Genomic DNA, 25896 nt, shown 5'->3' on the forward strand with positions numbered 1-25896 from the left:
CCATGTCCGCTCACGATCCGCACTCGTCGTCGAATTTGTTGCCGTGGCTGGGGGTCGGCGGGGTTCTCGCGGCGGTCGGTCTGGTGATTGGGGTGACCGTGACGACGGGCGCATCGGACACCCTGCCGGTCGCGCAGGCGGCGCCCAGCACCTCGACGTCCGCGTCGGCGACGACCACGACATCCGCGCCGACATCTGCCACGACGACGGCGTCGGGCGCACCGGCGTCATACCAGGCCGACTCGCGCGGCTATGTGGATACCGGCGCGCGATGCGACGAGAACCAGACGCTGATGGCCTACGGCCGCACCACCAAGTCGCTGGTGGTGATCTGTGTGAACCGGGACGGCGGCCTGGAGTACCGCGGCGTGCGCCTGTCCGACAACGCTCCCCTGCACCTGCCGATCACCCGAAGCTCCGACGGCACCCTGGTTGCCTCCAATGACGGTGTCACCTACGCGGTTTCACCCACCCAGATCCTGGTGTCCTCGGGCGACGACGTGATCTACAAGGACTCGTGGATCGAGTTCAAGGAAGCCAGCTTCTCGCCGTCGAGCACCTCGTCGAGCGCGACGACGTCGGGCAGCGCCACGACGACGGTGAGTACCACGACGGTGACCGTGACGACGTCGGTCACCCCGACCACGACGAAGCCGGGCGGCTAACTCTTTAGGTGTTACGTCCGCCGTTGACGCCGAGGATCTGCCCGGTGATGTAGCCGGCCTCTTCGGAGACGAAGAAGGCGCAAGCGGCCGCGATGTCCTCTGGTCTGCCGATCCGGCGGACCGGAGTGGCCTTGATGGTTGCGTCGATGTCGCCGAGGTTGCCGCGGGTCTCCGCTTTGCGCAGCATCGGCGTGTCGATGAAGCCGGGCGGGACGGCGTTGACGGTGATCCCGGCCGGGCCGTATTCCAGGGCAAGGCTTTTGGTCAGGCCGTTGACCCCGGACTTGGCCGCGACGTAGGCCGACATGTACGGAACCCCGGAGTGCGTGCTCGAGGACGAGATGTTGACGATGCGGCCCCAGCCGGCCTCGATCATGTCGGGCAGGACGGCTTGGATGGTGTGGAACACCCCGTGCAGGTTGATGTCGACGATCCTCTTCCAGTCCTCGAAGCTGATGTCGAGAAACCGGCGAAACGAGTCGCGGCCGGCGGCGTTGACCAGGATGGTCACCGGTCCGAGCGCGGCGTGGACGTCGGCGAGGGCGGCATCGATCTGCGCGCGGTCGGTGACATCGGCGACGTAGGAGAAATCTGCCTCGGACGGATTCAGGTCGATCGTGGCGACGTGGTAGCCGTCGGAGCGCAGCCGATCGGCCACCGCCGCACCGATCCCCGAACCGCCACCGGTCACCAATGCTGTCTTCGTGGTGGACACAAGCTTCCCCTTTCCGGCGGCTGCGCCGCCTGGTGAACCAACCGCGCCTGCTTGCGCTCTTTGCTTAGTTCATCGCAAAACTGTTGTGGAACTACGACGTTCGTCGAGGCGTGCGCAGCCCGAGCGCGCGCCGTCCGGCGTCGAGCAGTTGGCCGTGCAACCACTCGTCGTCGGCTGTGCGTTTGGGGTCGGCTGAGCCGGCGATCCCGGCGAACACGAATTGTGCCCGGATGAAACCTTCCGGGCCGGGATGCACATCGGCGAGCAGGGTCATCTGTCGCGAGATGATGTGCATCCACTCGCGGTTGGCCTTCAACACGGTGTGCACGCTCGGGTCTGATGCCAGGACCGAGACCAGCATCGGACTCTCTACGGCAAGCCGGGCATAACCGTTGATCATGCGTTCGGCGCGGGCGTGAGTCCCGCGCTGCCGCTCGGCGTCTTCGACCACCGCAGCCACCTTGGCGATGATTGGCTCAAGGACCGCTGCCAAGAGTTGCTCGCGGGTCCGAAAGTGGTGGTAGATAGCGGCTTTGGTGAAGCCGAGCTCGTCGGCGATCATCTGCAGTGACGTGCCGGCGAAGCCGTGCCGGATGAACAGTGCAATAGCCGCGTCGATGAGTCGTTGCCGGGTATCGGGGGCTGGGACTGCGCCGGCCGCAGCGACTGCATTCATCGTCGGCTCCCTTCGCCAGCTTTACGATTGGCTAGCAATCTACCATACGATCGACTAGCATCGCCCTTGCCGATCGTATGGCAGATTCCGTGCGGTGAAGGGACCCCTCAGTGACTGATGTCGACAGCGTGAACTTCTTCATGGACCGCGATGTGGTCGCCGATCCCTATCCCTATCTGGAAGCCCTGCAGGCTCGTTGCCCGGTCTCGCGGGAACCGCACAAGGGCGTGTGGATGGTCACCGGCTGGGAAGAGGCCACCGAAGTCGCCGGCGACGCCGACCGGTTCTCGTCCTGCATCGCGGTGACCGGCCCCTTCCCCGGCTTCCCCGTGCCCGTCGAGGGCCGCGACGACGTCGCCGAACTCATTGCCGCACACCGCGATGAGCTGCCGTTCAACGATCAGCTGCCGGCGCTGGATCCGCCCGTTCACACCGATCACCGGGCGCTGCTCATGCGGCTGATCACGCCCAAGCGCCTCAAGGAAAACGAGGACGCGATGTGGACGATGGTCGACCGCGTCCTCGACGATTTCCTCGTCGGTTCTGGCGGCGAGCTGATTTCGGGCTTCGCCCAACCGTTCACACTGGTGATCATCGCCGACCTGCTGGGTGTGCCCGATGCCGATCGTGACGAGTTCCTGGCCGAGATGCACAGCGGCGCGCACCACGGCGGCGGTATCGGCAGCGTCAAAGGCGAAAGCCTGTCGAAATCTCCGCTGGAATACCTCTACGACAAGTTCATCGCCTACATCGAGGACCGTCGCGCCAACCCGCGCGGTGATGTGCTGTCGGAGATGGCCGCGGCGACCTTCCCCGACGGCTCGGTGCCCGATCCCGGTGACGTGGCCCGGGTTGCGGCGAACCTGTATTCGGCCGGTCAGGAGACCACCGTGCGGCTGCTCAGTGCCGCCCTGCAGATTCTCGGTGATCGCCCCGACATCCAGGCGTTGCTGCGGGCGGATCGCTCGAAGGTGGGCAACTTCATCGAGGAGGCATTGCGCTTCGAAGGCCCGGTCAAGGGTGACTTCCGGCTGTCCAAGGAACCGGTCACCCTCGGCGGTGTGGATGTGCCGGCCGGCTCCACGCTGATGGTCGTCCAGGCGGCGGCCAACCGCGACCCCCGACGGTTCACCGATCCCAACACCTTCGACCCGGCGCGGTCGAATGCCCGGCAGCACATCGCCTTTGGCCGTGGCGTCCACAGCTGTCCTGGTGCCCCACTGGCCAGGGCCGAGGCGCGCGTCGCGCTGGAGCGGCTGCTGGATCGCACCACCGATATCCGGATCAGCGAGGAACATCACGGGCCGGCCGATGCGCGCCGGTACAACTATGTGCCCACCTACATCCTGCGTGGGCTCACCGAATTGCACCTGGAGTTCGACCTGTCATGAAAGCCAGCATCGACGACGGACGCTGCCGCGGACACGGCGTCTGCACCACCATTTGTCCGGAGATCTTCGCCATGACCGACGACGGCTACGCCGAGGCCATTGTTGACGAGGTGCCCGACGAGCTTGCCGACAGAGCCCGCGAGGCGGCCGGGGCCTGCCCGGAGAACGCGGTCGTGCTCGACTAGTAGTTCACTATCGAGCGCCAATAGTCCTCGGGTATCTCGATATTCGAGCGCATGACCATCGCCAGCCCGGTGGCCATCGCCACCCCGAGCAGCCCCAGCCACAGTCCGGCCAGTCCGACCAGCACCCAGATGACCACGGTCAGCGTCGGCCAGGGTGACACCACTGCCAGCAGCGGTGCCAGGAAGAAGCCGGTGCCGACGAACCACGCGGAGCCGGCGCGGTCGCATTTGAGCACGATGCCAAGCCAGCTCGGGACCGGGGGTCGATCGCTGTTCGTCACGGTGACTACGGTCCTCTGCGGAGGTAGGCGAGGCAATTACCTCCGAGGTAATCGCATTGCGTATCGACTTGGGTGATGCTGGCGGAATGGGTGGCGCAGCGTTCGGCGAGCTGTTACGGGATTGGCGACGCAGGCGCCGGCTCAGCCAACTCGACCTCGCGCTGGAGGCCGACGTATCGGCCCGTCACGTCAGCTTCATCGAGAGCGGGCGATCGGCGCCGAGCCGGGCGATGGTGCTGCGGCTGGCCGATGCCCTGGCGGTACCGCCGCGCGAGCAGAACCACCTGCTGCTGGCCGCCGGACTGGCGCCCCGGATCCGCAACCTCGGTGAGCATCGAGGCGTTTCTGCCCGCCGACACCGCCACCGCCGAGGCGATACGGCCGTCGTCAACCGAACTTTAGAACACGTTTCAGTTACCAGTTTCCGTTAAGGCGCCCCGAGGCTTCCGTGCGTGGTGTAGGCATGGATCACCGGGCACTAGATGACGTCGTATGGAGGTGTGTTTTTTATGCCAAGTCCGAACCTGCCCCCTGGTTTCGACTTCACTGATCCCGATCTGAACAATGAGCGGCTTCCCGTTGAAGAGCTCGCCGAGCTGCGCCGCGTCGCGCCGATCTGGTGGAACGAGCAACCGAGAGATGTCGGCGGTTTCGATGACGAGGGCTACTGGGTCGTCAGCAAGCACAAGGACGTCAAGGAAATCTCGCGGCGCAGCGACATCTTCTCGAGCCTGGAGAACACTGCACTGCCCCGTTACCCCGACAATGCGGCGGTGTCGCACAAGGACACCGGCCAGTTCATCCTGCTGAACATGGACGCGCCGCGGCACACCCATCTGCGCCAGATCGTCTCGCGCGCGTTCACTCCACGGGCCGTCGAGACGTTGCGCGGGAATCTCAGAGAGCGTGCCCAGGCGATCGCCAAGGCCGCGGCCGCGGAGGGTTCCGGCGACTTCGTCGAACAGGTCTCCTGCGAGTTGCCCCTGCAGGCCATCGCCGACCTGATGGGTGTCCCGCAGGACGAGCGCAAGAAGCTGTTCGACTGGTCCAATCAGATGGTCGGGGAAGCCGACCCCGAGTTCGCCCGCAACGATCCCCAGGGTGCCGCCGGCGAGTTGATCATGTACGGCATGGCCATGGCCGCCGATCGGGCGGCCAACCCCGGCGACGATCTGGTGACCAAGCTGGTGCAGGCCGATGTCGACGGTCACAAACTCTCCGACGACGAGTTCGGCTTCTTCGTCATCCTGTTGGCGGTGGCCGGCAACGAGACCACCCGCAACTCGATCACGCATGGCATGACGGCGTTCGCCGACTTCCCGGACCAGTGGGAGCTGTACAAAGCACAGCGCCCCGTGACTGCGGTCGACGAGATCGTCCGCTGGGCCACCCCCGTGACGTCGTTCCAGCGGACCGCCTTGGAAGACGTCGAGCTCTCGGGCGTCCAGATCAAGAAGGGCCAGCGTGTGGTGATGTCGTACCGCTCGGCCAACTTCGACGAAGAGGTCTTCGAGGAACCGCTGCGCTTCAACATCCTTCGCGACCCGAATCCGCATGTGGGCTTCGGTGGTACCGGTGCGCACTACTGCCTCGGTGCCAACCTGGCCAGGATGACGATCGACTTGATGTTCAACGCGATCGCCGACCACATGCCGGATCTGGCCCCGCTGGCGAAGCCGGAGCGGTTGCGGTCGGGCTGGCTCAACGGCATCAAGCACTGGCAGGTCGACTACACCGGAGCCGGCGCCCGCACGTGAGTGCTGCGCCGGCCACGGCCGGCACCGATGGAGCAGTGGCACATACCGATACTGTCGAGGCGTGACGGACACAGCCTGGACATTGACCGCTGCCGAAGGCGAACTGCAGATACTCACCGGGGTTGCCGGACCGGCCGCCAAGATGGGGCACCGGCTGACCATCGCGATGGCATCGTGGCGTGCCGACGTGCAATGGCGCGGCACTGAGCCGGCCGCCGCCGCCCTGGTCGTCGACGTCGATTCGCTGCAGGTAATCAAGGGGGAGGGTGGCCTCACGCCGTTGACCGGGCCGGAGAAGGGTGTGGTCCGCTCGAATGCGCTCAAGGCGCTCGACGTCAAGAAGTATCCGCAGATCACGTACAGCACGCAGGACATCACCAAGACCGCGACCGGGTATCGCTTGGACGGCACCGTCGAGATTCACGGCAGGTCGCGGCCGCAGGCCGTCGACCTCGCGGTCGAGGACTCCGGCGGCGCCTGGGTGATGACGGCTTCGGTGCCGGTGTTCCAGACGCAGTTCGGGGTCAAGCCGTACTCACTGTTCGTGGGGTCGTTGAAAGTCGCCGACGAGGTAAACCTGCGGTTCACCGCACGCCACCCCAAGTAACCTGCGCCGAGATCGACGAAGCGGTCTAAACCGCACGCAATAGTGCGTCCGGTTGGTGTTGGCGCGCCGAAATTGGTCAGACCACTTGACCTCTTCCGGCTGGAGTGGGCATGCTGGGTCCGTGGCATTGCAGCCGGTGAACCGGCGTTCGGTCCCCCAGGACGTCTTTGAGCAGATCCTCGCCGATGTCCTCAGCGGCGAAATGCAGCCCGGTGAGGCGCTTCCCTCCGAGCGACGACTGGCCGAGGTGCTCGGCGTATCCCGCCCCGCGGTGCGCGAAGCGCTCAAGCGGGTCGCGGCCGCAGGCCTGGTTGAAGTCCGCCAGGGGGACGCCACCACGGTGCGCGACTTCCGCCGTCACGCCGGGCTCGACCTGCTCCCCCAATTACTGCTGCGCAACGGCCAGCTCGACGTATCGGTGGCCCGCAGCATCCTCGAGGCCCGCCTGCACAACGGGCCAAAGGTGGCCGAGCTGGCTGCCGAACGCCGCCCGGCGGGGATGGCCGACCGGCTGGAGGAATCGATCGCCGCACTTGCGTCGGCGCAGGATCCGCTCGACCAGCAGCGGCATGCGCTGACCTTCTGGGATGACGTGGTCGACGGAGCCGACTCCATCGCATTTCGGTTGATGTTCAACACATTACGCGCCGCCTACGAACCGGCACTGCCGGCACTGGCCACGCTGATGGCCGCCGAGGTCGGTCAGACACAGGCATACCGCGCGCTGGCTGCGGCCATCACGGCGGGCAAACCGGCAGTGGCGGTTACCGCCGCCCGTGAACTTCTGGAGCCCGCAACCACCGCACTGGTCGCGGCACTGAACGCGCTGGAGGGATAGTGATGGGCACCTCGATGAACACTCGCCGCGGACTCGGCTTGGCCGACGCCGGCCGCGAGTTCTGGCGGCACCCCTCGCCATGGCTGTTCGCGGTGGCGCTGACCGCCGCCGTCATCGCCCGGATCGCCGCCGGCGACTGGCAACTCACCGACGCGGTCGTGCCGTTCGCGATCGCGGTCGGATTCCCGTTCTTGGAGTGGATGATTCACGTCTTCATCCTGCATTGGCGGCCGCGCCGCATCGGCAGGATCACCTTAGACCCGCTCCTTGCCCGCAAGCACCGCGAACACCACATCGCCCCACGTGATGTGAATCTGGTATTCATTCCGCTCCAGTCGGGGGTCGGCGCGGTCATCGCGGCGGTGGCCATTGCGATGTTGCTCTTCCCGCGCACCGGCATGGGGCTGACGTTCTTGGCGGTGATCCTGACCTGCGGATTGCTCTACGAGTGGTGCCACTATCTGGTTCACACTGACTACAAGCCGAAAACCGCTGTCTACCGGATGATCTGGCGCGACCACCGGCTACACCACTTCAAGAACGAGCACTACTGGTTCGGGGTGACCACGCCGGGTACCGCCGACCGGGTGCTAGGCACCTATCCCGACCCCGCCACAGTGCCCGCATCCCCCACCGCGAAGAATCTGCACGCCGCCGCGTGACGGGCGGCGGGTGGAAAGCCTTGTCGAGCTTAGGCGTTGATGACGACCGGGTCGCCGATGTGAACCTGATCGAAATACCAGGCGGCGTTGTCGGGGCTCAGGTTGATGCAGCCGTGGCTGACGTTCGCATAGCCTTGCGAGCCGACCGACCAGGGTGCGGAGTGCACGTACACCCCACCCCAGGTGACCCGAACCGCGTCGGAAACCGTGAGCTTGTAGCCCTCCGGATCGCTGAGCGGGATCCCGATGGTGCGGGAGTCCATGACCACCGAGGCCTGCTTCTCCAGGACGTTGAAACTCCCCACCGGCGTTGGGTGTTTGGGTTTGCCCATCGAGGCGGGCATCTGGCGAGCCACCTGGCCGTCGATGCTGACGGTGAACGTGTGAGCTGAGATGTCGGCCACGCCCAGCACGATCGCGCCGGTGCCGAAGGTCCGCGGAATGCCGCCGGCCATCATGGTGATCTCGGAATGCGCCGGCCAGTACTGAGCCGGCACGAACTGAACTGTTGTGTCGTCAAGCCAGTCATACCGCCCCGCCACATTGGCCGGCGCCGTGACGCTGATCGATTGCTGGGCGGCCCAGCGGTCGATGACCGGCTTGGTGAACGTCACGGTGATCGGCATGGCGACACCCACGACTTGGCCGTTGGTGGGCTGGACGGAGGCGATGGTGGTCCCGCCAATCGAGGGAGCGACCGCGGCCACGCTGGTCTGCACCGAAGTCGCCAGCGCCAGCGCCGCGATCCCTGCGGCGGCAAATGCTCGTCGAACTGCTCTGGCCATGGATCCGTCCTTGCGTGGGCGATCAGCAAAGGCCCAGTCTAAATGGTCGGCACCAATGCGCCCGCCAAACATGCGGGGACATGCCGCAACTGCGGTGAGTTGGCGGTCGGACGCGTGTCAGCGCCGACTGTCAGCGAAACTTTCCGCTATCCGCCGTGCAGGCGCTCCCAGATGCGCTCCCGCAGGGACTGCTTGGGCTCCTGCGCAGGCAGCGGTGTGACCGCCGGCGGCGGTGCCGGCACCGCCGCCTCGGGTGGCGGTGCGTCGAGGGGCATATCGGCGGGCGGCGCCTCAGGAGGCGGCATGTTCATCGTCATCGCGACGACCGGAGCCGCGTCGAAGGTCGGCTCGGTTTCCGGCGGCGCGGCTGGCCGGGACTGGGCGTCGTCGGGGGCAGCCAGTGCCGGACCGCCGGGTGCCGGAGCGGCGGGTGCCGCCGGCGCAGGGGCGCTTTCGGGCAGCAGCGCCGGGGTCTCGGCGGTATTCACCACGTCGCGGTGTCCAGAGTGCGTCCCGTGGTCGGGCAGCAGTTCCAGCCCCACCGCTACCGACGCCGACACCACGAACGCCACCACACCCCCAGCCAGCAGCGCTGTCGCGCCACGCAGGGCCTTGGAGCTGTGACGGCGGTCAGCCGGCGCCGCAGGCAGGGCGAACAGCGGATCGTCGAACACTGCGATGCCGTTCACCGAGGCCAAGGCCGCGCCGCGGGCCAGGGCCAGCTCCGCCTCGGCCGGCGCGAACACCGGGATACCCACGATCTCTTCGAGGCGACGTGCGATCGACGCGAAGCCGTCCCCGGAGCCCAGCAACACCAGCCCGTCGGGATGCCATTCGCTGGCGACGATCATGTCGGACAGCCAGGCGATCAGGTCTTGATCGGTTTCCAGGTCGTAGCTGATAGCGGTCTGCACGGCACCCTCGTCGGCGTCGACGACCAGGGCGACGACGGCGTCGGGCTCGACGACACAGACGGCGGTTACATCAGCGCCGATCACTTGTCCGATGCCGCGAGCGAACGCTTCGGTGGCCTCGGGCAGCCGGATCGGGATCACGTTGTCGAATCCGGAGTCCGTCAGCGAGTCGAGCAGCAGCGAGGCCTCGACCGACGCGTCATCGCTCCAGGTCACCCCGATGGATTGCAATTGCTGGCCGCCGGCAATGGCTTGGGTGCGCAACAACGCCTCTGCGACGAACTCCGACGTTGTGACCGGGCTGAATCCGCCGCGGCGCACCTCGAACGTGTCGTGCCCCTTGGTGGCGCCGTCGACTCCGTCACCTTGGACAAGGACGAGTCCGACAGTGGTCGGGGTCATCGACAGTCCCAGGACCGTGTCCAACTGAAGCACTCCTCTCCGGTCCTGACTTCGCCGGTCTCACAGCAACGCGCGCCGCGGGGCAGTCAATACCTGCTGCGATGCATCGCGCTGGAAGCGCCGGAAGCGAACCGGGACAGCGTGGTCGGTTTCGATCTCCGTGGAGCCTACCCGCAGTCGCATATACCGGCGACTGAGCACGGTGCGGTCTCGCTACGGCGACGATCCGATAACGGCCGGAATCGAGGGTTACCGGCGAGGAAGAGTCTCGATCAGTGCTGCTCGTGCGGCAGAGCGGCAACCATCGGGGTGTCCACGCCGACCGGCCCCAGCTCATACGAGCCGCCCGGGTTCCCGATCGGGGCGTCGCGGCCCGGCAGGATGTCGCTGAAGAACGCGGCGTTGTCGGCGAGGAACTTCTTCTCCTCCTCGGGCAGGTCGCCTTCGAAATAGATGGCGTCCACTTCGCACAGAATCTTGCAGGCCCCGCACTCCACACATTCGGTGGGATTGATGTACATGGTGCGGTCACCCTCGTATATGCAGTCGACCGGGCATTCCTTCATGCAGGCCTTGTGCTTGATATCGACACACGCACTGCTGATCACGTAGGTCATAACCGCAGCTTAACTGTAACTTTGCGTACCAGACACGAGGTAGAAGGCCCATGCCGTAGGGACCAAAGTCCCCATCTTCCGGGGACCCGGCTGAGTTCAGCGAGGCAATGCGGCAGTGACGTCGACCCAACCGGTCGAGTCGCTGCGATGGTCGCTGGTGTTCCGGCATTCACCGTAGATCTGCATCGTGGCCCGGTTGGTCTGGTCGGAATTGCGGAAGTAGATGGCCGTAACCCCGTCCCGAGTGAAGGTCCGGCCACCGGGGTGACGGTTCGGCGGCGTCGCCTCGGTCCAGCCCTTCGCGGTCAACGCCGCCGCGAGCGACCCGAAGTACTGCGGGGTGTCCAAGACGCCCGGCACATCGAAGTTGAGGTAGACCGCACCCTGGTAAGGCGGCTCATCGGCGTTCTTGCACGACATCAGCAGATAACTTGCGGTGGCGGCCTTCAGCTTGCCGGTGCCGGCGATCTCCTGCGCAGGCTCGAGGACCTGCAGCTTGGCCTGCTCGTCAGTCAGTGGGTGCGCGACCGGATCGACGGCTTCCCCACGCAGATCCCGAAACCGGTGCATCACAACGAAACCCAGTCCTAGTGCCAGGCTGACGAGCAGTGCAGCCGCGATGAGCGGCACTGCGGGCTTGGCGCGAAGGCCGGTTGCGGCAGGCATCACATCAAGACAATGAGGAGCAGCTGAAGGGCCGTTGGTCGAAGAAGTGAACGGCGGGCATGCCCTCGACGTAGGTGTATTCCACGCCCGGCCCCCAGCTGGTGCCGGGCACCACCCACGGCGGGACGCCAGCCGGGTAGGCCACCGTGAAATCGGTGTAGAACGCTGCGTTGTCGGGGCAGCCGGGCTGGCCGGGGGCGGGATTCCAGGCGTGCACCACGATCGGGTTGTACAGATGCGGGCCCTGCGCGCAGTTCGGTTGGCACTGAACGGCATTGTCGGTCCCGGCTCCCCTGGCGCCGTCGGCTCCCCACGAACTCCACGTCATGTTCTCCATAACGCTGGTGGAGTCGCACCCGTACACCACCTGCTGCGGTTTCTCCTGCAGCGGCTGGCTCGGGTCGTAGCAACTGCCGAACACATATACGGTCGCAGCCGGGTCGGCCAAGGCCCGGGGGCCGGGGATGCCGCCCAGGCCGGCCGCCATCATGGCCAATGCCGCGCTACCCATTGCCACTGCGCGGACCATTGCATCTCCTTACCGACACCAACGACGCGCGCATGCTAACACCCTGGTGAGGACCATTGGCCCTACGAGATGTGGGCCTTTCGACTCGCGACGCCACCAACGCGGAGCCGATAGCGTCAACGACGACACCGTGATTGTGGCGCACACCGGGGGATGCGCGCAGGTGTGCCCGTTCACCCGCACGTGGTGAGGCGAAGGGCTGGCAGCGACTCGTCAGCCCTTGGCCAGGGTGAACTGGCAGATGTCGGTATAGCCATCGCGGAACAGCTCAGCGCAGCCGGTCAGGTACCGCATGTATCGGTCGTATACCTCGCGCGACTGCAGGGCCACGGCCTCTTCTTCGTTGGCCTCCAGCGCCGCGGCCCAATAGTCGAGGGTGCGGGCGTAATGCAGCCGCAGCGGATGGATCCGGTTGACAGTGAAGCCAGCCAGGGTGGCGTGCTCTTCGACGTCGGTCACCTTGGGTAACCGGCCGCCGGGAAAGATCTCATCCATGATGAATTTGAAGAATTTCAAGTGCCGCATGGTGATTGGCATTCCGCGCGCGGCGAAGTCCTCGTCACTCGGCAGAACGATGGTGTGCAGCAACATCAGGCCATCGGCGGGCAGCGCCTCGTAGGCCATCTTGAAGAACGCGTTGTAACGATCGGATCCGAAGTGCTCGAACGCGCCGATCGAAACGATTCGATCAACTGGTTCGTCGAACTGCTCCCAGCCCTCGAGCAGGACTCGCCGTGACCGGGTGCTCTCGGAATCGTCGAACAACTGCTGGACATGCAGCGCCTGATTCTTGCTCAGGGTCAGCCCGACTACGTTGACGTCATACTTCTCCAGGGCCCGCATCAAGGTGGCTCCCCATCCGCAACCGATGTCCAGCAATGTCATGCCCGGCTGCAGGCCGAGCTTGCCCAGCGATAGATCGATCTTGGCGATCTGCGCCTGCTCCAGCGTCAGATCCTCGCGCTCGAAGTAGGCACAGCTGTACGTCTGGGTCCTGTCCAGGAAGAGCCGATAGAAGTCATCGGACAGGTCGTAATGGTGCTGCACGTTGTCGAAACGCGGCTCCATGTACTCAGCTTGATCGGCGTTGGCCGGTGTATCTAACAAAACGGTGTCCTGTTCTTGCGTTGCACTCCGGCCCACCCCCGCAAGACCGACCACACTCCCCGGGTGACCTAACCCCGGTAGCCTACGTGACTGAACTGCGAAGTCCCCACTTGAGCAAACTGTGAAGCAGCTAAGTGTTCGTCGCTATGCGGAAGTTTCGGCATTGTCGTCCTTGCCGTAAATGGGCTGTCCTTCCTCATCAAGCCATTCGTTGACTGCCGTGCCGGTAACGGTGTTGTGGGACCCCGGCAAAACCGCGGTCGGCCGGTCCTCGTAGGCCTTCATCATGTCTTTTGCTTTAGCCCGCGCATGCTCGTCCGGCACCGGTTTGTCGGCCCGGCCTTGCTGCTTGGGGACTTGTTCGGAGGGCCGTTCGGAGCGTTCTGGAGTGCTCACGATTGGAGTCCCTTCTCGTCCGGTACGGGCGATGTCGAGGATTGAGCTCAAGCGGGCAATTGATGCTGGGCAAAGGACTGCCCAAATGTGTGCTCCACCAAACCGCGATGGTCAGGCCAGCAACGCCAGAAGCGGCCAAACGGCGGTCCGAGTGCCATACGAGCCGCTTTTCAGGCAAAGTTGAGCTATGGACGCAAAGCTTCCGCTTCGCCGCGGCCGCCGGCTCATGACCGTGCTGGCGGCCCTTCTGCTGGTGCCGGGTTTGCTCGCGTGGCCCGCGAACGCCACACCGGCGCTGGTAGGCCCTGCTCCCCTGGCGCCGTTGGACCAGTCCGCGGTGCTGGGCCAAGTGACCCCTGGACTCGTCGATATCAACACGACGCTCAACTATCAGGGCGCGGTCGGCGCAGGCACCGGCATCGTGCTCGACGCAGGCGGCGAGGTGCTGACCAACAACCACGTCATCGAGGGCGCCACCGGGATCACCGCCACCAGCTTGGCAAACGGGAGAACCTACCCCGTCGACGTCATCGGTTATGACCGCGCGAATGACATCGCGCTGGTCCGGTTGCGCGGCGCCAGTGATCTCCCGGTCGCGGCACTGGGCACGTCATCGGGGGTGGCGGTGGGTGATCCGATCGCGGCGATCGGGAATGCGGGTGGCGCCGGCGGCGCTCCGAGCTTCTCGCCGGGCAATGTGACGCAACTGGGCGCCTCGGTGCGGGCGTCCGACGAGTCCGGCGGCGGGACTCGGGAACTCACCGACCTGATCCGGGTGGCCGCCGACGTCCGACCTGGCGACTCGGGTGGTCCGTTGGTCAATGCGGCAGGTCAGGTAGTTGGCGTCAACGTCGCCGCCACCTTGACCTACCGGATGGGCAGCGTCCGCGGCGGCGAAGGCTTTGCCATTCCGATCGACCGTGCCCTCGGCATTGCCAACACGATCCGATCTGGCGGCGGCCCGGGTGTGCACATGGGCGACACCGCGTTCATCGGTGTCGGCATTGCCGACGCGAGCAACGGCGGCCCTGCTGGAGCCGTTGTGCGCCAGGTACTTCCGGACACGCCGGCCCGAGGAATCGGTATCGCGAGTGGTGATGTCATCGTCGCGGTGGACGGCGCCCCCATCAATACCGCCACGGACCTGTCCAACGTCATGGATGCCCACCACCCCGGCGACACCATCCTGCTGAGCTGGGTGGACCGCGCCGGCAATCCGCAGAGTGCCAGCCTGGTGCTCAGCGCGGGACCGGTCGGCTGATGTCGACCGCCCTGGCGCGTGGCGCCACGACGGTGGTGGCAATGCTGGCGGTAGCGACGGCCGCACCGGCGCGGGCCGATTCACCCGAACCGCTGTACAACCTGGTGGACGCGGCGGCGCAGCGTCTGCAGACCGCCGATGCGGTGGCCGCCAACAAGTGGCTGACCGGTGGCCCGATCACCGATCCCGCGCGGGTCAAGGTGGTGTTGGATGCGGTGTCAAAGGACGCCGAATCCCGTGGCGTGGCAACTGATTACGCCACAGGCGCCTTCACCAATCAGATCAATGCGACCGAGGCGATCGAGTATGCGAGGTTCGCCGGTTGGAAGTTCGACCCGGCCAGTGCGCCGAATGCGGCACCGGACCTGTCGGCGTCCCGGTCGGTGATCGATGGGCTCAACCGTCAGATCGTCGAGCAGTTCTCGCTGCAGTGGCCGCTGCTGAACTCCCCGGGCTGCGGGTCCGCGCTGGCCGCCGCCAAGGGAGTCGTTGCCGGCGAGCGACAGTTCGACGATCTCTACCGCACGGCGTTGGACGTCGCCACTCGGTCATACTGCCCCACAGGCTAATTCGCTGGGTGTGGGTTGCCCAGGTAGGGGAAGACGTCGAGTGTGTCGGTGTGCGGAGCCAGCCCGCTGGGCGGGCAGTCGCCCTTGGTCAGGAACGCCAGCCGATAGTCGATGACATCGTCGGTGAACACCCGTCCGTTGGGGTACTTCGCCGGCTTGGCCGGATCGAAGTGCAGCATGTCGGGCAGGGTGCCCTCGCGGTCGATCTCTGCGACGGCCTCCTCTTCGGTGTAGCCGCCGGTGTGCCCCATCAGGTGGACGAACTGCCCGGTCCAGCGGTCCCGGTCGTTGATCGGGACGCTGGCGTTGTATTCGAGTTTGGTGTCGTCAGTGTTGAAGAAACTGCTCACTGACGGATGCCCGGCACGGTCGACGTGGAGCAGTTCCCCGTTCTGCTTGAGGCTGCACCGGCCCCAGATCCGGATATCGGGGTTGGCGCCCAGTTCTGCCGTCGGCAGTTCGATGGCGATCGAGAACACGTTGGCGCTCAGATTGGAGTCGACCCCGGTCCACGGTGAGGTGTCGCCAAGATGGGGCGCGGTGAAATTGCGACCGCCGGTGATGTCGAACAAGTTCTTGATGCCGTCGAAATCGAAGAAGAACGCGTCACTGCGCGCGCCTGCGGCGAACGTGTAGTCCCCGGACCGGTGGACGTTGGCGGTCGGCCCGAATGACACCTCGACCGCGTCGAAAATCTTCTCGCCCAACGGAAGTGGCGATTCCGCCTCGTCCCCGACGGCCTTGAAGACGTCGACGGTCTGGCGTCCGTCCTCGGGCACCGAGAAGACGAAGCTGAAGGCGATGTCGTTGAGCAGGTCCCCGTCGTTGTCGACCGCCAGCCGATAGATGGCGTCTGGGTGCAGCGCATCGGCGTTCGGGTTGGCGTTGAGGATCAGCACCGTTCGAGTCGGCTCGGTGGGCGCCTGAAACGCATACAGGTCGCAGAGATCCAGTCGCTGGTCACCCAGTGGCGGGCCAAGGCTCAGGCCGGTGAAATGATTCGACATCGCAAAACCCCTCCGCCGCTGCAGTCTTCTAGAGATATGTCCAGTGGTGTGTACGCATCCCTGCGCGGTACTCTGCCGGATCAGTTCTGGCGGGGCAACAACTCGTCGATGAAACGGTCGATGAACTCGTCTGCGGGCGTCTCGCCGAGCGGGCGGATGACGAACTTACTCAGCCCCGCGGCGATCAGACCGTCGAGCTGGGCGTGCAATTGCTGCCAGCCGCCGGCCACGAGGTCAGCCGGATCCGCGTCGGGCCGTCGAGCGCGGACACCGGCGACAACGGCGTCGGGCAAGCCGCCATCGGCGACGGCAAGGCTGAGGCCGAAGTGGTCCGGTTCGATGACTCGGCCGGCCTCGGCAGCGGCGAGCTCGATGCTCTCCCGGGCGACGCGGGCCTCGCCGGGGGTGAGGAAGCTCCCCAGCCAGCCGTCGGCGAGGCGCCCGACCCGACGGAAGGCCGCCGGCGCCGACCCGCCGAGCCAGATGTCGACGGGCGTGGGCGGGCGGATGCCCAGCGATGCGGCGGTGAGCGCAAAGAACCGGCCGGCGAAGGTCACCTCGTCACCGGTCAGCAGCGCGCGCACCACTTCCACCGCCTCGTCGAACACCACGGCGCGCTGGCCGTCGGGAACCGGAAACAGATTCCATTCCGCCTCCGACGCCGGGCGCAGCCCGAACGCGGGCAGCACCCGTTTGGGCCCGAGCGCGGCCAGCGATGCCAGGGTCTTGGCGACCAGAACCGGGTTGCGGCCCGGCAGCACCGCCACCGACGTGCCGACTTTGAGGCGCTCGGTGCGGCCCAACGTGTAAGCCATGCCCGCGAACGGGTCGACGGCCGGGGTGTAGACCAGTTCCGAAAACCAGAGTGAGTCGACGCCTGCGGACTCCAGCCGGTCGACCACGTGCGGGAGCTCGGCAACACTGCTCCCGAAGCTGATACCGAACCGGATCTTCACGTCGCTCACCCCGCCACGGTAACCCTGCCGGATATCACGACACAGCCACGGATGTGCGCGGTTTCCGAGGTCGCGAACCTTAATCTATCCGTGTGACGGATGTTACGGATGTGGTTTCTGGGACCTGCAAGTGCCCGAGGTAACCCGGCGCCAATTCGTCATCGGGCTGCTGGCTTCGGCCAGCCTCGTCGGGACATCGAGTGCGATCGCAATGTCACAGACCAACTCACCGGCGGCGGCCACCAAGGCTTCCCTGCCGCCGGTCGATGCGGCGCCGTTGCTGCCCCCACCGCCACCGGCGGCCCGGGTCGCCTTGCCGGGCGGCGCTGAGCTGACCAAGCTGCCCGGAAAAGGCGACCTACTGGCCATCACCGTCGACGACGGGGTGAACTCCGAAGTGGTGCGGCTCTACACCCAGCTGGCCAAGGACACCGGAATCCGGCTGACGTACTTCGTCAACGGGGTCTACGACTCCTGGCGCGACAACGCCGCCCTATTACGGCCGTTGGTGGACTCCGGCCAGATCCAGCTCGGCAACCACACCTGGTCGCATCCCGACCTGACCACGCTGCCCAAGGATCAGATCGCCGATCAGTTACGGCGCAACGACCAGTTCCTACGCGCCACGTTCGGCGCCGACGCCACACCGTATTTCCGGCCGCCCTACGGCAGCCACAACGACGACGTCGATTCCGTCGCCGCCGATCTGGGGTACCGGGTTCCGACGCTGTGGTCGGGGTCGCTGGCCGACTCGACGCTGGTGACCGAGGACTACATCGTCAAGATGGCCGACCAGTACTTCATCCAGCAGAACATCGTTATCGGCCACCTCAACCACCTGCCGGTCACTCACGTCTACCCCGCGCTGGTGGACATCATCCGGTCACGCAATCTGCGCACGGTCACACTCAACGACGTTTTCCTGCAGCCGGAGATACCGCACGTCACGTCGGCCTAGCTTCCCCGAGTCGCTTCGCTCCTGCCCGCCGGCCTAGCTTCCCCGAGTCGCTTCGCTCCTGCCCGCCGGCCTAGCTTCCCCGAGTCGCTTCGCTCCTGCCCGCCGGATCTAGGATCGCGCTCATGGAAGGCTCCGTCACCGTGCACATGGCTGCACCGGCAGACAAGATCTGGAATCTCATCTCCGACGTCACCAAGACCGGCGAGTTCTCGCCAGAGGTGTTCGAGTCCGAATGGCTTGGCGGTGCCAGCGGACCGGCGCTGGGGGCAAAGTTCCGCGGGCACGTGCGCCGCAACGAGATCGGTCCGGTGTACTGGACCACCTGCCGTGTCACCGCGTGCGAGCCGGGACGCGAATTCGGGTTCGCCGTCCTGGCCGGTGACCGTGCACTCAACAACTGGCACTACCGTCTTGATCCGAGTGGCGACGGGACCGACGTGACGGAATCGTTCCGGCTCGACAAGTCCGCGCCAATGCGGGTGTTCTGGTTGTTCGGCGGGTATCTGCGCGGCCGGCGAAACCGGCGAGACATGCGCACGACGCTGGAACGAATCAAGAAAGTTGTTGAGAACGACTGAATCTCGGCCGCGGTCGCCGACCGGTTTGATAGAACCGGTGCATGGGTCGATGGTCACGCGAAGAAATTGAGACAGCGTTCGAAGAACACAAGCAGGTCGTCGTCGGGATCGGTGAGAGCTGGGACTGGTCCCGGTTCGCCGACCAGTTCACCGAGGACGCCACCTACGTCGAGCACTCCTACGGGACGTTCCAGGGACGCGAAGCGATCCGCAACTGGATCGTCGGCACCATGAACACTTTCCCGGGCACCGAGATGCCGTTCTTCCCCGCGACCTGGCATTCCATCGATGTCGACAAAGGCTGGGTGATCTGCGAATTCCAGAACCGGATGCGCGATCCCGGCGATGGCAGCATCCACGAGGAGCCCAACCTGTCGGTGCTCAAGTATGCAGGCGACGGGCTGTGGAGTTACGAGGAAGACGCCTACAACCCGATGAACTTCATGCCGATGGTGCGCGGCTACATCGAGGCGTCGAAACGACTGGGAACCATCTCCGATGATGCGGTGACGTTCGCCAAGAACATGGGCTGGGATCTGGCCTGAGCCGGCAAGTCTCACTCACCGGGATGTTTGAGTCCCGCACCGCATAGCGGGATCACAACGTCGTTGTTGGCCAGCAGCTCGCGCACGAGCGGCCAGCCCGGCCCCGTTCGGCTCGCGGCACCGGCCGCCGCGGCGTAACAGGCTGCTGCCGTGGGCTCCACGAAAAGGCCCTCGCTGTGTGCCAGCACCCGGCGCCCGGCGATCACAGCGTCGTCGTCGACGGCGACGAACGTGCCCCCGGAATCCCGCACGGCGGCCAGGATCTGATCGGCGCGCGGCGGTGCGGTGATCGCGATACCTTCGGCAACGGTCGGCGCTGTGACGTAGGCGTTGTCGTCCAGGTCGTGCCATGCCGCGGCCAGCGGTGCGCAGCCGGCCGCCTGGACTGCCAGTAGTGCCGGCAGCCGGTCGGCCAGCCCGGCGGCCACCAGCTCGCTGAACGCCAAATAGCAGCCCAGCAGCAGCGTCCCGTTGCCGACCGGGACCAGAACCGCCGAGGGCAGGCTGTTCCCGCTCTGACGCCAGATCTCGTAGCCGTAGGCCTTCACGCCGTGCATGAAGTACGGGTGATAGACGTGGCTGGCGTAGAACACCCCGGGACGATCGGCGATCTGCGCGGCGGCCTCTGCGGCGTCGGCGCGGCTGCCAGGGACCAGGGTTAGCTCGGCTCCGTGTGCCCGGATCTGCGCGAGTTTCTCCGGTGAGGTCGACGCCGGCACCAGCACCTCGCAGTCGATGCCGGCCCTGGCGAAATATGCGGCCGCCGCGGTCCCGGCATTGCCACTGCTGTCGACCACGGCCTTGCCGACCCCAAGGTGTGCGGCCAGCGAGGCCAGCACCGCTGCGCCGCGATCTTTGAAAGACAATGTCGGACTGAAGAATTCCAGCTTGAACCGAGCCCCTGCCAACGTCAGAGACGGCACGACCGGGGTGTTCCCCTCGCCCAGGGTGATCGACGAGTCGACGACCGGCTGCCATGCCGCGCTGACGTCGAACAACCCGCCGCAGGGGCAGCGCCACGCCAGCTCGGCGACACCGAATTCGCTTCTGCACGAGCGACATACCAGCGGTGGCAAGTTCATGGCTCAATGCCTTTGCGCTCGTCGATCACGGACATGACCAGGGTGACAGATAGGACGCCGAGCTTGCCTGAATTCGGAAACGATCCCGACCGCGGCCGACGGACTCTACTGTTTCGACATGGGCATCGCCACGCGAGTCAACGGTCAGGCGCCTCCCGAGATGGCACTGGCGGACATCAATCTGGGCACCTTCGAGTTCTGGATGCTCGACGATACGCTGCGCGACGGCGCATTCGCGACCTTGCGTCGCGAGGCACCGATCACGTTCTTCGAGGAGGTCGAGCTGGAGGGAGTGCCGCACGGCGAGGGCCACTGGGCGTTGACGAAGCTCGACGACGTCTTCTACGCCAGCCGTCACCCCGAGATCTTCAGCTCCTACCCCAACATCACCATCGGCGATCAGGTCCCCGAGGTTGCCGAGTATTTCGGCTCCATGATCGCCCTGGACGATCCGAGACACTCCCGCCTGCGCAACATCGTCCGCAGCGCGTTCACCCCCAAGGTGGTGGCCCGCACCGAGGTGTCGGTGCGCGACCGTGCCGAGCAACTGGTGTCGGCGATGCTCGCCAACCATCCCGACGGCAACGCCGACCTGGTCTCCGAACTGTCCGGGCCGCTGCCACTGCAGGTGATCTGCGACATGATGGGCATTCCAGACGACGACCACGACCGGATTTTCGGATGGACCAACATCATCCTTGGCTTCGGCGACCCCGATCTGACCACCGATTTCAACGAGTTTCTCACGGTGGCGTTGGACATCGGTGCCTACGCGACGGCGCTGGCCGAGGACCGCAGAACCAATCCTCGCGACGACCTGACCACTGCGCTGGTGGCAGCCGAAGTCGACGGCGAGCGGCTGACATCCGCCGAGATCGCCTCGTTCTTCATCTTGCTGGCCGTTGCCGGTAACGAGACCACCCGCAACGCGATCAGCCACGGTGTTCTGGCCCTGACCCGCTATCCCGAACAGCGCCGTATCTGGTGGAACGATTTCGAGGCCGTCACTGACACCGCGGTCGAGGAGATGGTGCGGTGGGCGTCGCCGGTGATCTACATGCGCCGCACCGTCACTCGCGACATCGAGCTGTCCGGGGTCAAGATGACCGAGGGCGACAAGGTCACCATGTGGTACGCGTCGGCCAATCGCGACGAGGACAAGTTCACCAACCCGTGGCTCTTCGATGTGACCCGCACACCGAACCACCATGTCGGATTCGGCGGCGGCGGTGCGCACTTCTGCCTGGGCGCCAACCTGGCCCGTCGCGAGATCGCCCTGGTGTTCTCCGAACTGCACCGCCGCATACCGGACATCGAGGTGACCGAGGAGCCGGCCATGCTGCTCTCGGCGTTCATTCACGGGATCAAGCGGCTGCCGGTCACCTGGGCCTAGGCGGGGGTTGTGGCGCTAGCGGTGCCGCACTCGTAGCGTTGGTGGGCATGAAACAACGGCTGCACTGGCTAGCGATGCACGGAATGGTTCGCGCGGTCGCCAATTTCGCGGCGCGCCGCGGTGATCCACAAGCCCGAATGGTGGCCGACCCGGCGGTACGGGTTGACCCGGTCGCCTTCTATACCGAGCTGCGGCCACAGGGACCGATGATCCGTACTCGCGTGGGCTACCTGACCGTCGACCACGCCGTGGCCCACGAGTTGCTGCGCTCCGATGATTTTCGGGTCATCGTGCTCGGCGCCAACCTGCCCGCGCCGGTGCGCTGGCTGGAGCGGCACACCCGCGACGATCTCCTGCACCCGCTTCGCCCGCCCTCGTTGCTGGCGGTCGAGCCACCTGAGCACACCCGATATCGCAAGACCGTCTCGTCGGTGTTCACCAGTCGTGCGGTGGCCGCGCTGCGCGATCGGGTCGAGGACACCGCCGGGGAGCTGCTCGACGGGCTGGCCGCCGGTCCTGGCGTCGTCGACATCGTCGAGCGGTACTGCGCGCAGCTGCCGGTCGCGGTGATCGGCGACATCCTCGGTGTGCCGGACGCCGACCGGCCGCGCATTCTGGAGTTCGGTGAGCTCGCGGCTCCAAGCCTCGACGTCGGCCTGTCCTGGCCGCAATACCAGCGCGTGCAGCACGGCCTGGCCGGGTTCAACCGGTGGTTGTCGGCGCATCTGCGTCACTTGCGCGAGCACCCCGGCGAGGACCTGATGAGCCAGTTGATCGCGGCGTCCGAGGACGGCGCGCAGCTGAGCGAAGTGGAGTTGGAGGGCGTCGCGGGCCTGGTGCTCGCCGCAGGATTCGAGACCACCGTGAACTTGCTGGGCAACGGAATTCGGCTGTTGCTGAACTCCCCTGACCAGCTTGACCGGCTCGTGGCCGATCCCTCGCTATGGCCCAACGCTGTCGAGGAGATCCTGCGGCTGGAGTCCCCGGTGCAGCTCTCAGCCCGGGTGGCGCTCACCGACACCGAGGTGGCCGGAACGACGGTGAAGGCCGGCGAGATGGTGGTGATCTATCTGGCCGCCGCCAACCGCGATCCCGCTGTGTTCGACGATCCGCATCGCTTCGACGTGGGACGACCCAATGCCGGTAAGCACCTTGCCTTTTCCGGCGGCAGGCATTTCTGCCTGGGCGCGGCGCTGGCGCGGGCCGAGGGTGAGGTCGGCCTGCGCAGGTTCTTCACGCATTTTCCCGAGGTGCAGCTGGCCGGGCTCGGCAGCCGCCGCGATACCCGAGTGTTGCGCGGTTGGGCCGAGCTGCCGGTCAGCCTCCGCTCGGCCGGGCTCATTACTTCGCGAGATTGAACCCACGCAGACCCGTACTCGTACTTCTGCTGCGTGGGTTCAATCTCGGCGGTTACTTCGCCTGATGCTCGACTTCAGGATCGAGCTCGTCGGCGTGTGACCACTTCTCGTCGAGCTCGCCGCGCTGTTCGGCTGCCACGCTGCGGTGCTGGGCGGCGTTCTCCTCCAGGCGCGCAGCTTCGGCGGCCTTGGCCTCTGCTTCGGCTTGTGCGGCACGGGCTTTGGCTGCGGTTTCGTCGGCAAGTGCCTCCCGGCGCTGTACCTTGACATTTTCCAAGCGGACTTCCTCGCGGATCTCGCCTGCCTGCGCCCTTCGGCGGCTGACCTGGCGATTACGTCCAACCCAGACCAGCGCCGCGATGACGATCAGCGCGGCGATCACGGCGATGACAATCCACACAGTGTTCGTGGCCATCCTCGGCTCCATTCATTGAGCGGGCCGCTGATGCGGCGCCGTCAATTAGCGGCGTTCCCGTCCTGGCCATGCGTCAAACCGTTCAACGCTGTCAACATGCCCGCTGCCGCGCGCGGCCAGGTGAAGGTTTCGGCCCGCCGCCGCGCGCAGAACCTGCGTTGCTGCTCGGGGCGATCCATGAGACCGGTGACGGCCTCCGCAATGGCGTGCGGATCATTGTCGGCACATGCGCCACTATCGGATGTCAGGATCTCGGTCAGCGCGGAGGTACGGGACACGACAGCCGGAGTTCCGCACGCCAACGCCTCCAGAGCCGCCAGGCCGAAGGTTTCGTGCGGGCCCGGCGCCAGCGCGACATCGGCGGTGGCCAATAGTGTCGCAACCGCAGTGCGGGATTCGATGAACCCGGTGAAGTCCACCGGTAACCGCGCAGCCTGCCGTTGCAGCCGGGGCCGCATCGGTCCGTCGCCGGCGATGACCAAACGGGCATCGACACCCGAATCAAGCAGGGCGGCAAGGGCATCGACGCTACGGTCGGCCCGCTTCTCCACCGACAACCGACCGCAATGGACCAGCAGTAGCTGGCCGGGAGCGGCCCAGCGATTACGGGTCAACGGGCAGAACCGGTCGGGATGAAACATGTCGAGGTCGACGCCCAACGGCACCGTCATCACATTTCGGGCACCGATTCGGTCGAACTCTTCGCGGGCGAAACTCGTGGTACACAGCACCGTGTCGTAGTTGGCTGCGGTCCGGCGATTGGCCATGTCCGCGATCCGACGCGCCAGCCGCTTGGGCATGATCTGGCCGGTCAGCCGGTCCAGACGTTCATGGGAGATCATCACCGTCGTGACACCGTGCCGCGCTCCCCATCGGCCCAGGGATCGCAGGGTGAACCGGTCAGACACTTCGACCGCGTCGGGTGCCAGCTCCTCCAGCAGGGTGGTCACCGGAGCGGGCATGACCGCGCGGTATCCCCCGGTGAACGGAATCTGCTTGGCAGGAACGGTTATTCGGGTGACGCCGCCGGGAAGCTCGGTGTAGGAAGCAACCGATCCCGGGACGATCAGAAAGACCTCATGTCCGGCGGCGCAGTATTCGGCGCCGAGCCGATCGACGGCGGTACGCAGACCACCTGACCGGGGGCCGTAGAAGTTCGCGACTTGCGCGACCCTGATCATGGCCGTATCTGAACCCGTTGCGGTGTGCGCATGGCTACGTCCGCCCTTCGGTGTCCTGAACACGCGGTGAACAGCCACAATTGGACTACCGTTGATCCCGTGCAGATTTCCGGTGCGTTCCAGGCGGCCGCACGCGCAGTCAACCGCGGTGCCACCGCCCTGATCGCCTCACCGCGGTGGGGCCGCATCGTGGGGCTGGGGCTGACCACAATTCGGTACACCGGCCGGCGCAGTGGGCGCACGGTCGAGCTGCCGGTCGGGTATCGCCGCAAGGGCGGGGACATCCTGATCGGGGTGGCCATGCCCGACGGCAAGAAATGGTGGCGGAACTTCACCGGTGATGGCGCCCCGCTCTCCATCCTGTTGGCCGGCGCCGAGCAACCCGGCCACGCCGTCGCCACCAGGGACGCCCGCGGCCGCGTGACGGTGACCGTGTCCCTGGACCGCTAGAGGTTGCGAGAGAACCAGTCCTGCAAGCGATTCCATGCATCGGCGGCCGCGACTGGGTTGTAACGCGGCCCGGCGTCGTTGAAGAACGCGTGATCGGCGTCGGGCTCGATGACGAGGTCGTTGACCAGACCGGCCTGATCCAACGCCGCCTTGGCCGCGGGCTCCGATGAGGTGACGCGCTGGTCGAGCGCGCCGTACAGGCCGAGCACGGCGGCGTCCTTCGACCCGGCGAAGTCCGGATCCTCGGGCAGCGGACCGTAGAACGGCACCGCCGCGGCCAGCCGTGGCTCCCCGGCGGCCAGCAGCTGCCACACCAGCCCACCGCCGAAACAGAAGCCGACAAGAGCGAGCTTCTGGCCCGGCGACCGGCGCGCCACCTCATCGAGCCCTGACCTTATGTCGGCGATGAACCGGTCGGGAGCGATCGTGCCGAGCGCGGCGGTGGCCGCCGCCGGGTCACTGAAGGAACCGGTGCCGCCTTCCTCGGAGAGCAGGTCGATGGCCAGCGCGGAGTAGCCGATGCCGGCCAGCCGGCCGGCGACGGTGCGCACCCAGTCATTGAGGCCCTTGTTTTCGTGGATGACCAGGACCGCTCCGCGTGGTGTGGCGGCCTGCGCCCAGCTGCCCCGCAGCTGCCCTTTCGGCCCCGCCCAGGTGATGGGCGTGGTGGCCAGCGCGCTGGCCATCCCCGGCGACGGCGAGTCGGATGTCGGCGCGGACGGTGACGGTGATGGTGACGGTGAGGAGACTGCGGTCTTTGGTGTGTCCGTGGCGCACGCGGCGATCAGTGCGCTGGCGGCGGTGGTGCTCACGCCCAACAGTGCGAGGCGGCGCAGCGCTTCTCGGCGGCTCAGTAGGCCGTCGACGTGATCGGTGGCGATCTCTTCGGCGATGTACCTCTGTAGTGGAGTCACCCTCGCGAGTATGCGCCTTTTGGGTAAGCGTGGACT

Annotated in this window: 31 protein-coding genes and 1 pseudogene; 16 read left to right on the forward strand and 16 right to left on the reverse strand. The window is 66.0% G+C overall.

All coding sequences use genetic code 11. From position 1 onward, the window contains the following. The first annotated feature begins 2 nt into the window (after positions 1 to 2). Positions 3 to 665 carry a hypothetical protein gene (locus tag G6N38_RS26065; RefSeq protein ID WP_163751018.1) on the forward strand — a complete coding sequence of 221 codons (663 nt, stop codon included), beginning with the start codon at positions 3 to 5 and terminating at the stop codon, positions 663 to 665. A 4-nt stretch (positions 666 to 669) separates the two neighbouring features. On the opposite strand, the gene G6N38_RS26070 is transcribed toward G6N38_RS26065, so the two are convergent. Together G6N38_RS26070 and G6N38_RS26075 are read right to left on the reverse strand one after the other, a co-directional pair. Continuing rightward, a complete protein-coding gene (locus tag G6N38_RS26070) occupies positions 670 to 1380 on the reverse strand; it encodes an SDR family NAD(P)-dependent oxidoreductase (protein ID WP_163751019.1) in 711 nt (236 codons plus the stop codon). A 91-nt stretch (positions 1381 to 1471) separates the two neighbouring features. Continuing rightward, on the reverse strand, positions 1472 to 2056 hold the full coding sequence (locus tag G6N38_RS26075; protein WP_163751020.1) for a TetR/AcrR family transcriptional regulator: 585 nt from the start codon (positions 2054 to 2056) through the stop codon (positions 1472 to 1474). 140 nt (positions 2057 to 2196) lie between these two features. On the opposite strand from G6N38_RS26075, the gene G6N38_RS26080 reads away from it, so the two are divergent. Both G6N38_RS26080 and G6N38_RS26085 read left to right on the forward strand, forming a co-directional pair. Then, positions 2197 to 3447, forward strand: a complete 1251-nt coding sequence (locus G6N38_RS26080) for a cytochrome P450 (RefSeq protein WP_163752418.1) — start codon at positions 2197 to 2199, stop codon at positions 3445 to 3447. After that, a complete protein-coding gene (locus G6N38_RS26085; RefSeq protein WP_163751021.1) occupies positions 3444 to 3632 on the forward strand; it encodes a ferredoxin in 189 nt (62 codons plus the stop codon). The genes G6N38_RS26080 and G6N38_RS26085 overlap by 4 nt, the downstream gene beginning before the upstream one ends. On the opposite strand, the gene G6N38_RS26090 is transcribed toward G6N38_RS26085, so the two are convergent. Continuing rightward, complete coding sequence (locus G6N38_RS26090; RefSeq protein WP_163751022.1) at positions 3629 to 3913, reverse strand: hypothetical protein; 285 nt, start codon at positions 3911 to 3913, stop codon at positions 3629 to 3631. The genes G6N38_RS26085 and G6N38_RS26090 overlap by 4 nt on opposite strands. Positions 3914 to 3999: 86 nt before the next feature. Here G6N38_RS26090 and G6N38_RS26095 point away from each other — a divergent pair. The 5 genes and pseudogenes from G6N38_RS26095 to G6N38_RS26115 all read left to right on the forward strand — a co-directional run. Further along, a pseudogene (locus tag G6N38_RS26095) lies at positions 4000 to 4224 on the forward strand (helix-turn-helix transcriptional regulator); the annotation flags it as partial. A gap of 198 nt (positions 4225 to 4422) precedes the next feature. Further along, positions 4423 to 5670, forward strand: a complete 1248-nt coding sequence (locus G6N38_RS26100; protein ID WP_163751023.1) for a cytochrome P450 — start codon at positions 4423 to 4425, stop codon at positions 5668 to 5670. Positions 5671 to 5731: 61 nt separating this feature from the next. Continuing rightward, entirely contained in the window at positions 5732 to 6277 is a 546-nt protein-coding gene (locus tag G6N38_RS26105; protein WP_163751024.1) for a YceI family protein, read from the forward strand. Between the two features lie 121 nt (positions 6278 to 6398). Further along, positions 6399 to 7115, forward strand: a complete 717-nt coding sequence (locus tag G6N38_RS26110) for a FadR/GntR family transcriptional regulator (RefSeq protein WP_163751025.1) — start codon at positions 6399 to 6401, stop codon at positions 7113 to 7115. 2 nt (positions 7116 to 7117) lie between these two features. After that, on the forward strand, positions 7118 to 7777 hold the full coding sequence (locus tag G6N38_RS26115; protein WP_407662824.1) for a sterol desaturase family protein: 660 nt from the start codon (positions 7118 to 7120) through the stop codon (positions 7775 to 7777). Between the two features lie 29 nt (positions 7778 to 7806). Here G6N38_RS26115 and G6N38_RS26120 read toward each other — a convergent pair whose 3' ends face one another. From G6N38_RS26120 to G6N38_RS26150, 7 genes are all read right to left on the reverse strand, one after another. Beyond that, a complete protein-coding gene (locus tag G6N38_RS26120; protein WP_163751026.1) occupies positions 7807 to 8562 on the reverse strand; it encodes a L,D-transpeptidase in 756 nt (251 codons plus the stop codon). Positions 8563 to 8708: 146 nt separating this feature from the next. Then, on the reverse strand, positions 8709 to 9878 hold the full coding sequence (locus G6N38_RS26125) for a DUF7159 family protein (RefSeq protein ID WP_163751027.1): 1170 nt from the start codon (positions 9876 to 9878) through the stop codon (positions 8709 to 8711). A gap of 272 nt (positions 9879 to 10150) precedes the next feature. Next, positions 10151 to 10495 (reverse strand): ferredoxin, encoded by a 345-nt coding sequence (gene fdxA / locus G6N38_RS26130; RefSeq protein WP_163751028.1) that lies wholly within the window; start codon positions 10493 to 10495, stop codon positions 10151 to 10153. A 96-nt stretch (positions 10496 to 10591) separates the two neighbouring features. Then, positions 10592 to 11161: a lipoprotein LppJ family protein gene (locus G6N38_RS26135; RefSeq protein ID WP_163751029.1), complete on the reverse strand. Its 570-nt coding sequence runs from the start codon at positions 11159 to 11161 to the stop codon at positions 10592 to 10594. 4 nt (positions 11162 to 11165) lie between these two features. Beyond that, on the reverse strand, positions 11166 to 11690 hold the full coding sequence (locus tag G6N38_RS26140; protein ID WP_163751030.1) for a hypothetical protein: 525 nt from the start codon (positions 11688 to 11690) through the stop codon (positions 11166 to 11168). A gap of 213 nt (positions 11691 to 11903) precedes the next feature. After that, on the reverse strand, positions 11904 to 12758 hold the full coding sequence (locus G6N38_RS26145) for a cyclopropane mycolic acid synthase family methyltransferase (protein ID WP_163751031.1): 855 nt from the start codon (positions 12756 to 12758) through the stop codon (positions 11904 to 11906). Between the two features lie 183 nt (positions 12759 to 12941). Next, positions 12942 to 13193, reverse strand: coding sequence for a hypothetical protein (locus G6N38_RS26150; RefSeq protein WP_163745679.1), 252 nt, complete (start codon positions 13191 to 13193; stop codon positions 12942 to 12944). 187 nt (positions 13194 to 13380) lie between these two features. Between G6N38_RS26150 and G6N38_RS26155 the strand changes: the two genes are divergently transcribed. Beyond that, on the forward strand, positions 13381 to 14454 hold the full coding sequence (locus tag G6N38_RS26155; protein WP_163751032.1) for a S1C family serine protease: 1074 nt from the start codon (positions 13381 to 13383) through the stop codon (positions 14452 to 14454). Beyond that, complete coding sequence (locus G6N38_RS26160) at positions 14454 to 15023, forward strand: chorismate mutase (protein ID WP_163751033.1); 570 nt, start codon at positions 14454 to 14456, stop codon at positions 15021 to 15023. Before G6N38_RS26155 ends, G6N38_RS26160 begins: the two co-directional genes overlap by 1 nt. On the opposite strand, the gene G6N38_RS26165 is transcribed toward G6N38_RS26160, so the two are convergent. Continuing rightward, complete coding sequence (locus G6N38_RS26165; protein WP_163751034.1) at positions 15020 to 16030, reverse strand: DUF4331 family protein; 1011 nt, start codon at positions 16028 to 16030, stop codon at positions 15020 to 15022. The genes G6N38_RS26160 and G6N38_RS26165 overlap by 4 nt on opposite strands. Positions 16031 to 16110: 80 nt before the next feature. Next, on the reverse strand, positions 16111 to 16986 hold the full coding sequence (locus tag G6N38_RS26170; RefSeq protein ID WP_163752421.1) for a TIGR03854 family LLM class F420-dependent oxidoreductase: 876 nt from the start codon (positions 16984 to 16986) through the stop codon (positions 16111 to 16113). Between the two features lie 130 nt (positions 16987 to 17116). Between G6N38_RS26170 and G6N38_RS26175 the strand changes: the two genes are divergently transcribed. From G6N38_RS26175 to G6N38_RS26185, 3 genes are all read left to right on the forward strand, one after another. Further along, the gene (locus tag G6N38_RS26175; protein ID WP_163751035.1) at positions 17117 to 17944 is read left to right on the forward strand and encodes a polysaccharide deacetylase family protein; all 828 of its coding nucleotides are present in this window, start codon (positions 17117 to 17119) and stop codon (positions 17942 to 17944) included. A gap of 122 nt (positions 17945 to 18066) precedes the next feature. Next, positions 18067 to 18522, forward strand: a complete 456-nt coding sequence (locus tag G6N38_RS26180; protein ID WP_163751036.1) for an SRPBCC family protein — start codon at positions 18067 to 18069, stop codon at positions 18520 to 18522. A gap of 41 nt (positions 18523 to 18563) precedes the next feature. Then, positions 18564 to 19067 carry a nuclear transport factor 2 family protein gene (locus tag G6N38_RS26185; RefSeq protein WP_163751037.1) on the forward strand — a complete coding sequence of 168 codons (504 nt, stop codon included), beginning with the start codon at positions 18564 to 18566 and terminating at the stop codon, positions 19065 to 19067. Between the two features lie 11 nt (positions 19068 to 19078). Here G6N38_RS26185 and G6N38_RS26190 read toward each other — a convergent pair whose 3' ends face one another. Continuing rightward, positions 19079 to 20149 carry a pyridoxal-phosphate dependent enzyme gene (locus G6N38_RS26190; RefSeq protein ID WP_246227445.1) on the reverse strand — a complete coding sequence of 357 codons (1071 nt, stop codon included), beginning with the start codon at positions 20147 to 20149 and terminating at the stop codon, positions 19079 to 19081. A 118-nt stretch (positions 20150 to 20267) separates the two neighbouring features. Here G6N38_RS26190 and G6N38_RS26195 point away from each other — a divergent pair, with 118 nt between their 5' ends. Continuing rightward, the gene (locus G6N38_RS26195; protein WP_163751038.1) at positions 20268 to 21542 is read left to right on the forward strand and encodes a cytochrome P450; all 1275 of its coding nucleotides are present in this window, start codon (positions 20268 to 20270) and stop codon (positions 21540 to 21542) included. A gap of 47 nt (positions 21543 to 21589) precedes the next feature. Continuing rightward, positions 21590 to 22900, forward strand: a complete 1311-nt coding sequence (locus G6N38_RS26200) for a cytochrome P450 (protein ID WP_163751039.1) — start codon at positions 21590 to 21592, stop codon at positions 22898 to 22900. 52 nt (positions 22901 to 22952) lie between these two features. On the opposite strand, the gene G6N38_RS26205 is transcribed toward G6N38_RS26200, so the two are convergent. Next, the gene (locus tag G6N38_RS26205) at positions 22953 to 23315 is read right to left on the reverse strand and encodes a hypothetical protein (RefSeq protein ID WP_163751040.1); all 363 of its coding nucleotides are present in this window, start codon (positions 23313 to 23315) and stop codon (positions 22953 to 22955) included. A gap of 41 nt (positions 23316 to 23356) precedes the next feature. Continuing rightward, complete coding sequence (locus G6N38_RS26210; protein WP_163752426.1) at positions 23357 to 24493, reverse strand: glycosyltransferase; 1137 nt, start codon at positions 24491 to 24493, stop codon at positions 23357 to 23359. Between the two features lie 102 nt (positions 24494 to 24595). On the opposite strand from G6N38_RS26210, the gene G6N38_RS26215 reads away from it, so the two are divergent. Beyond that, positions 24596 to 24946: a hypothetical protein gene (locus tag G6N38_RS26215; protein WP_197748108.1), complete on the forward strand. Its 351-nt coding sequence runs from the start codon at positions 24596 to 24598 to the stop codon at positions 24944 to 24946. Here G6N38_RS26215 and G6N38_RS26220 read toward each other — a convergent pair. Next, a complete protein-coding gene (locus tag G6N38_RS26220; RefSeq protein WP_163751041.1) occupies positions 24943 to 25860 on the reverse strand; it encodes a dienelactone hydrolase family protein in 918 nt (305 codons plus the stop codon). The genes G6N38_RS26215 and G6N38_RS26220 overlap by 4 nt on opposite strands. Positions 25861 to 25896: the final 36 nt, after the last annotated feature.

The sequence above is a fragment of the Mycolicibacterium helvum genome (assembly GCF_010731895.1).
GTDB classification, from domain to species: Bacteria; Actinomycetota; Actinomycetes; order Mycobacteriales; family Mycobacteriaceae; genus Mycobacterium; species Mycobacterium helvum.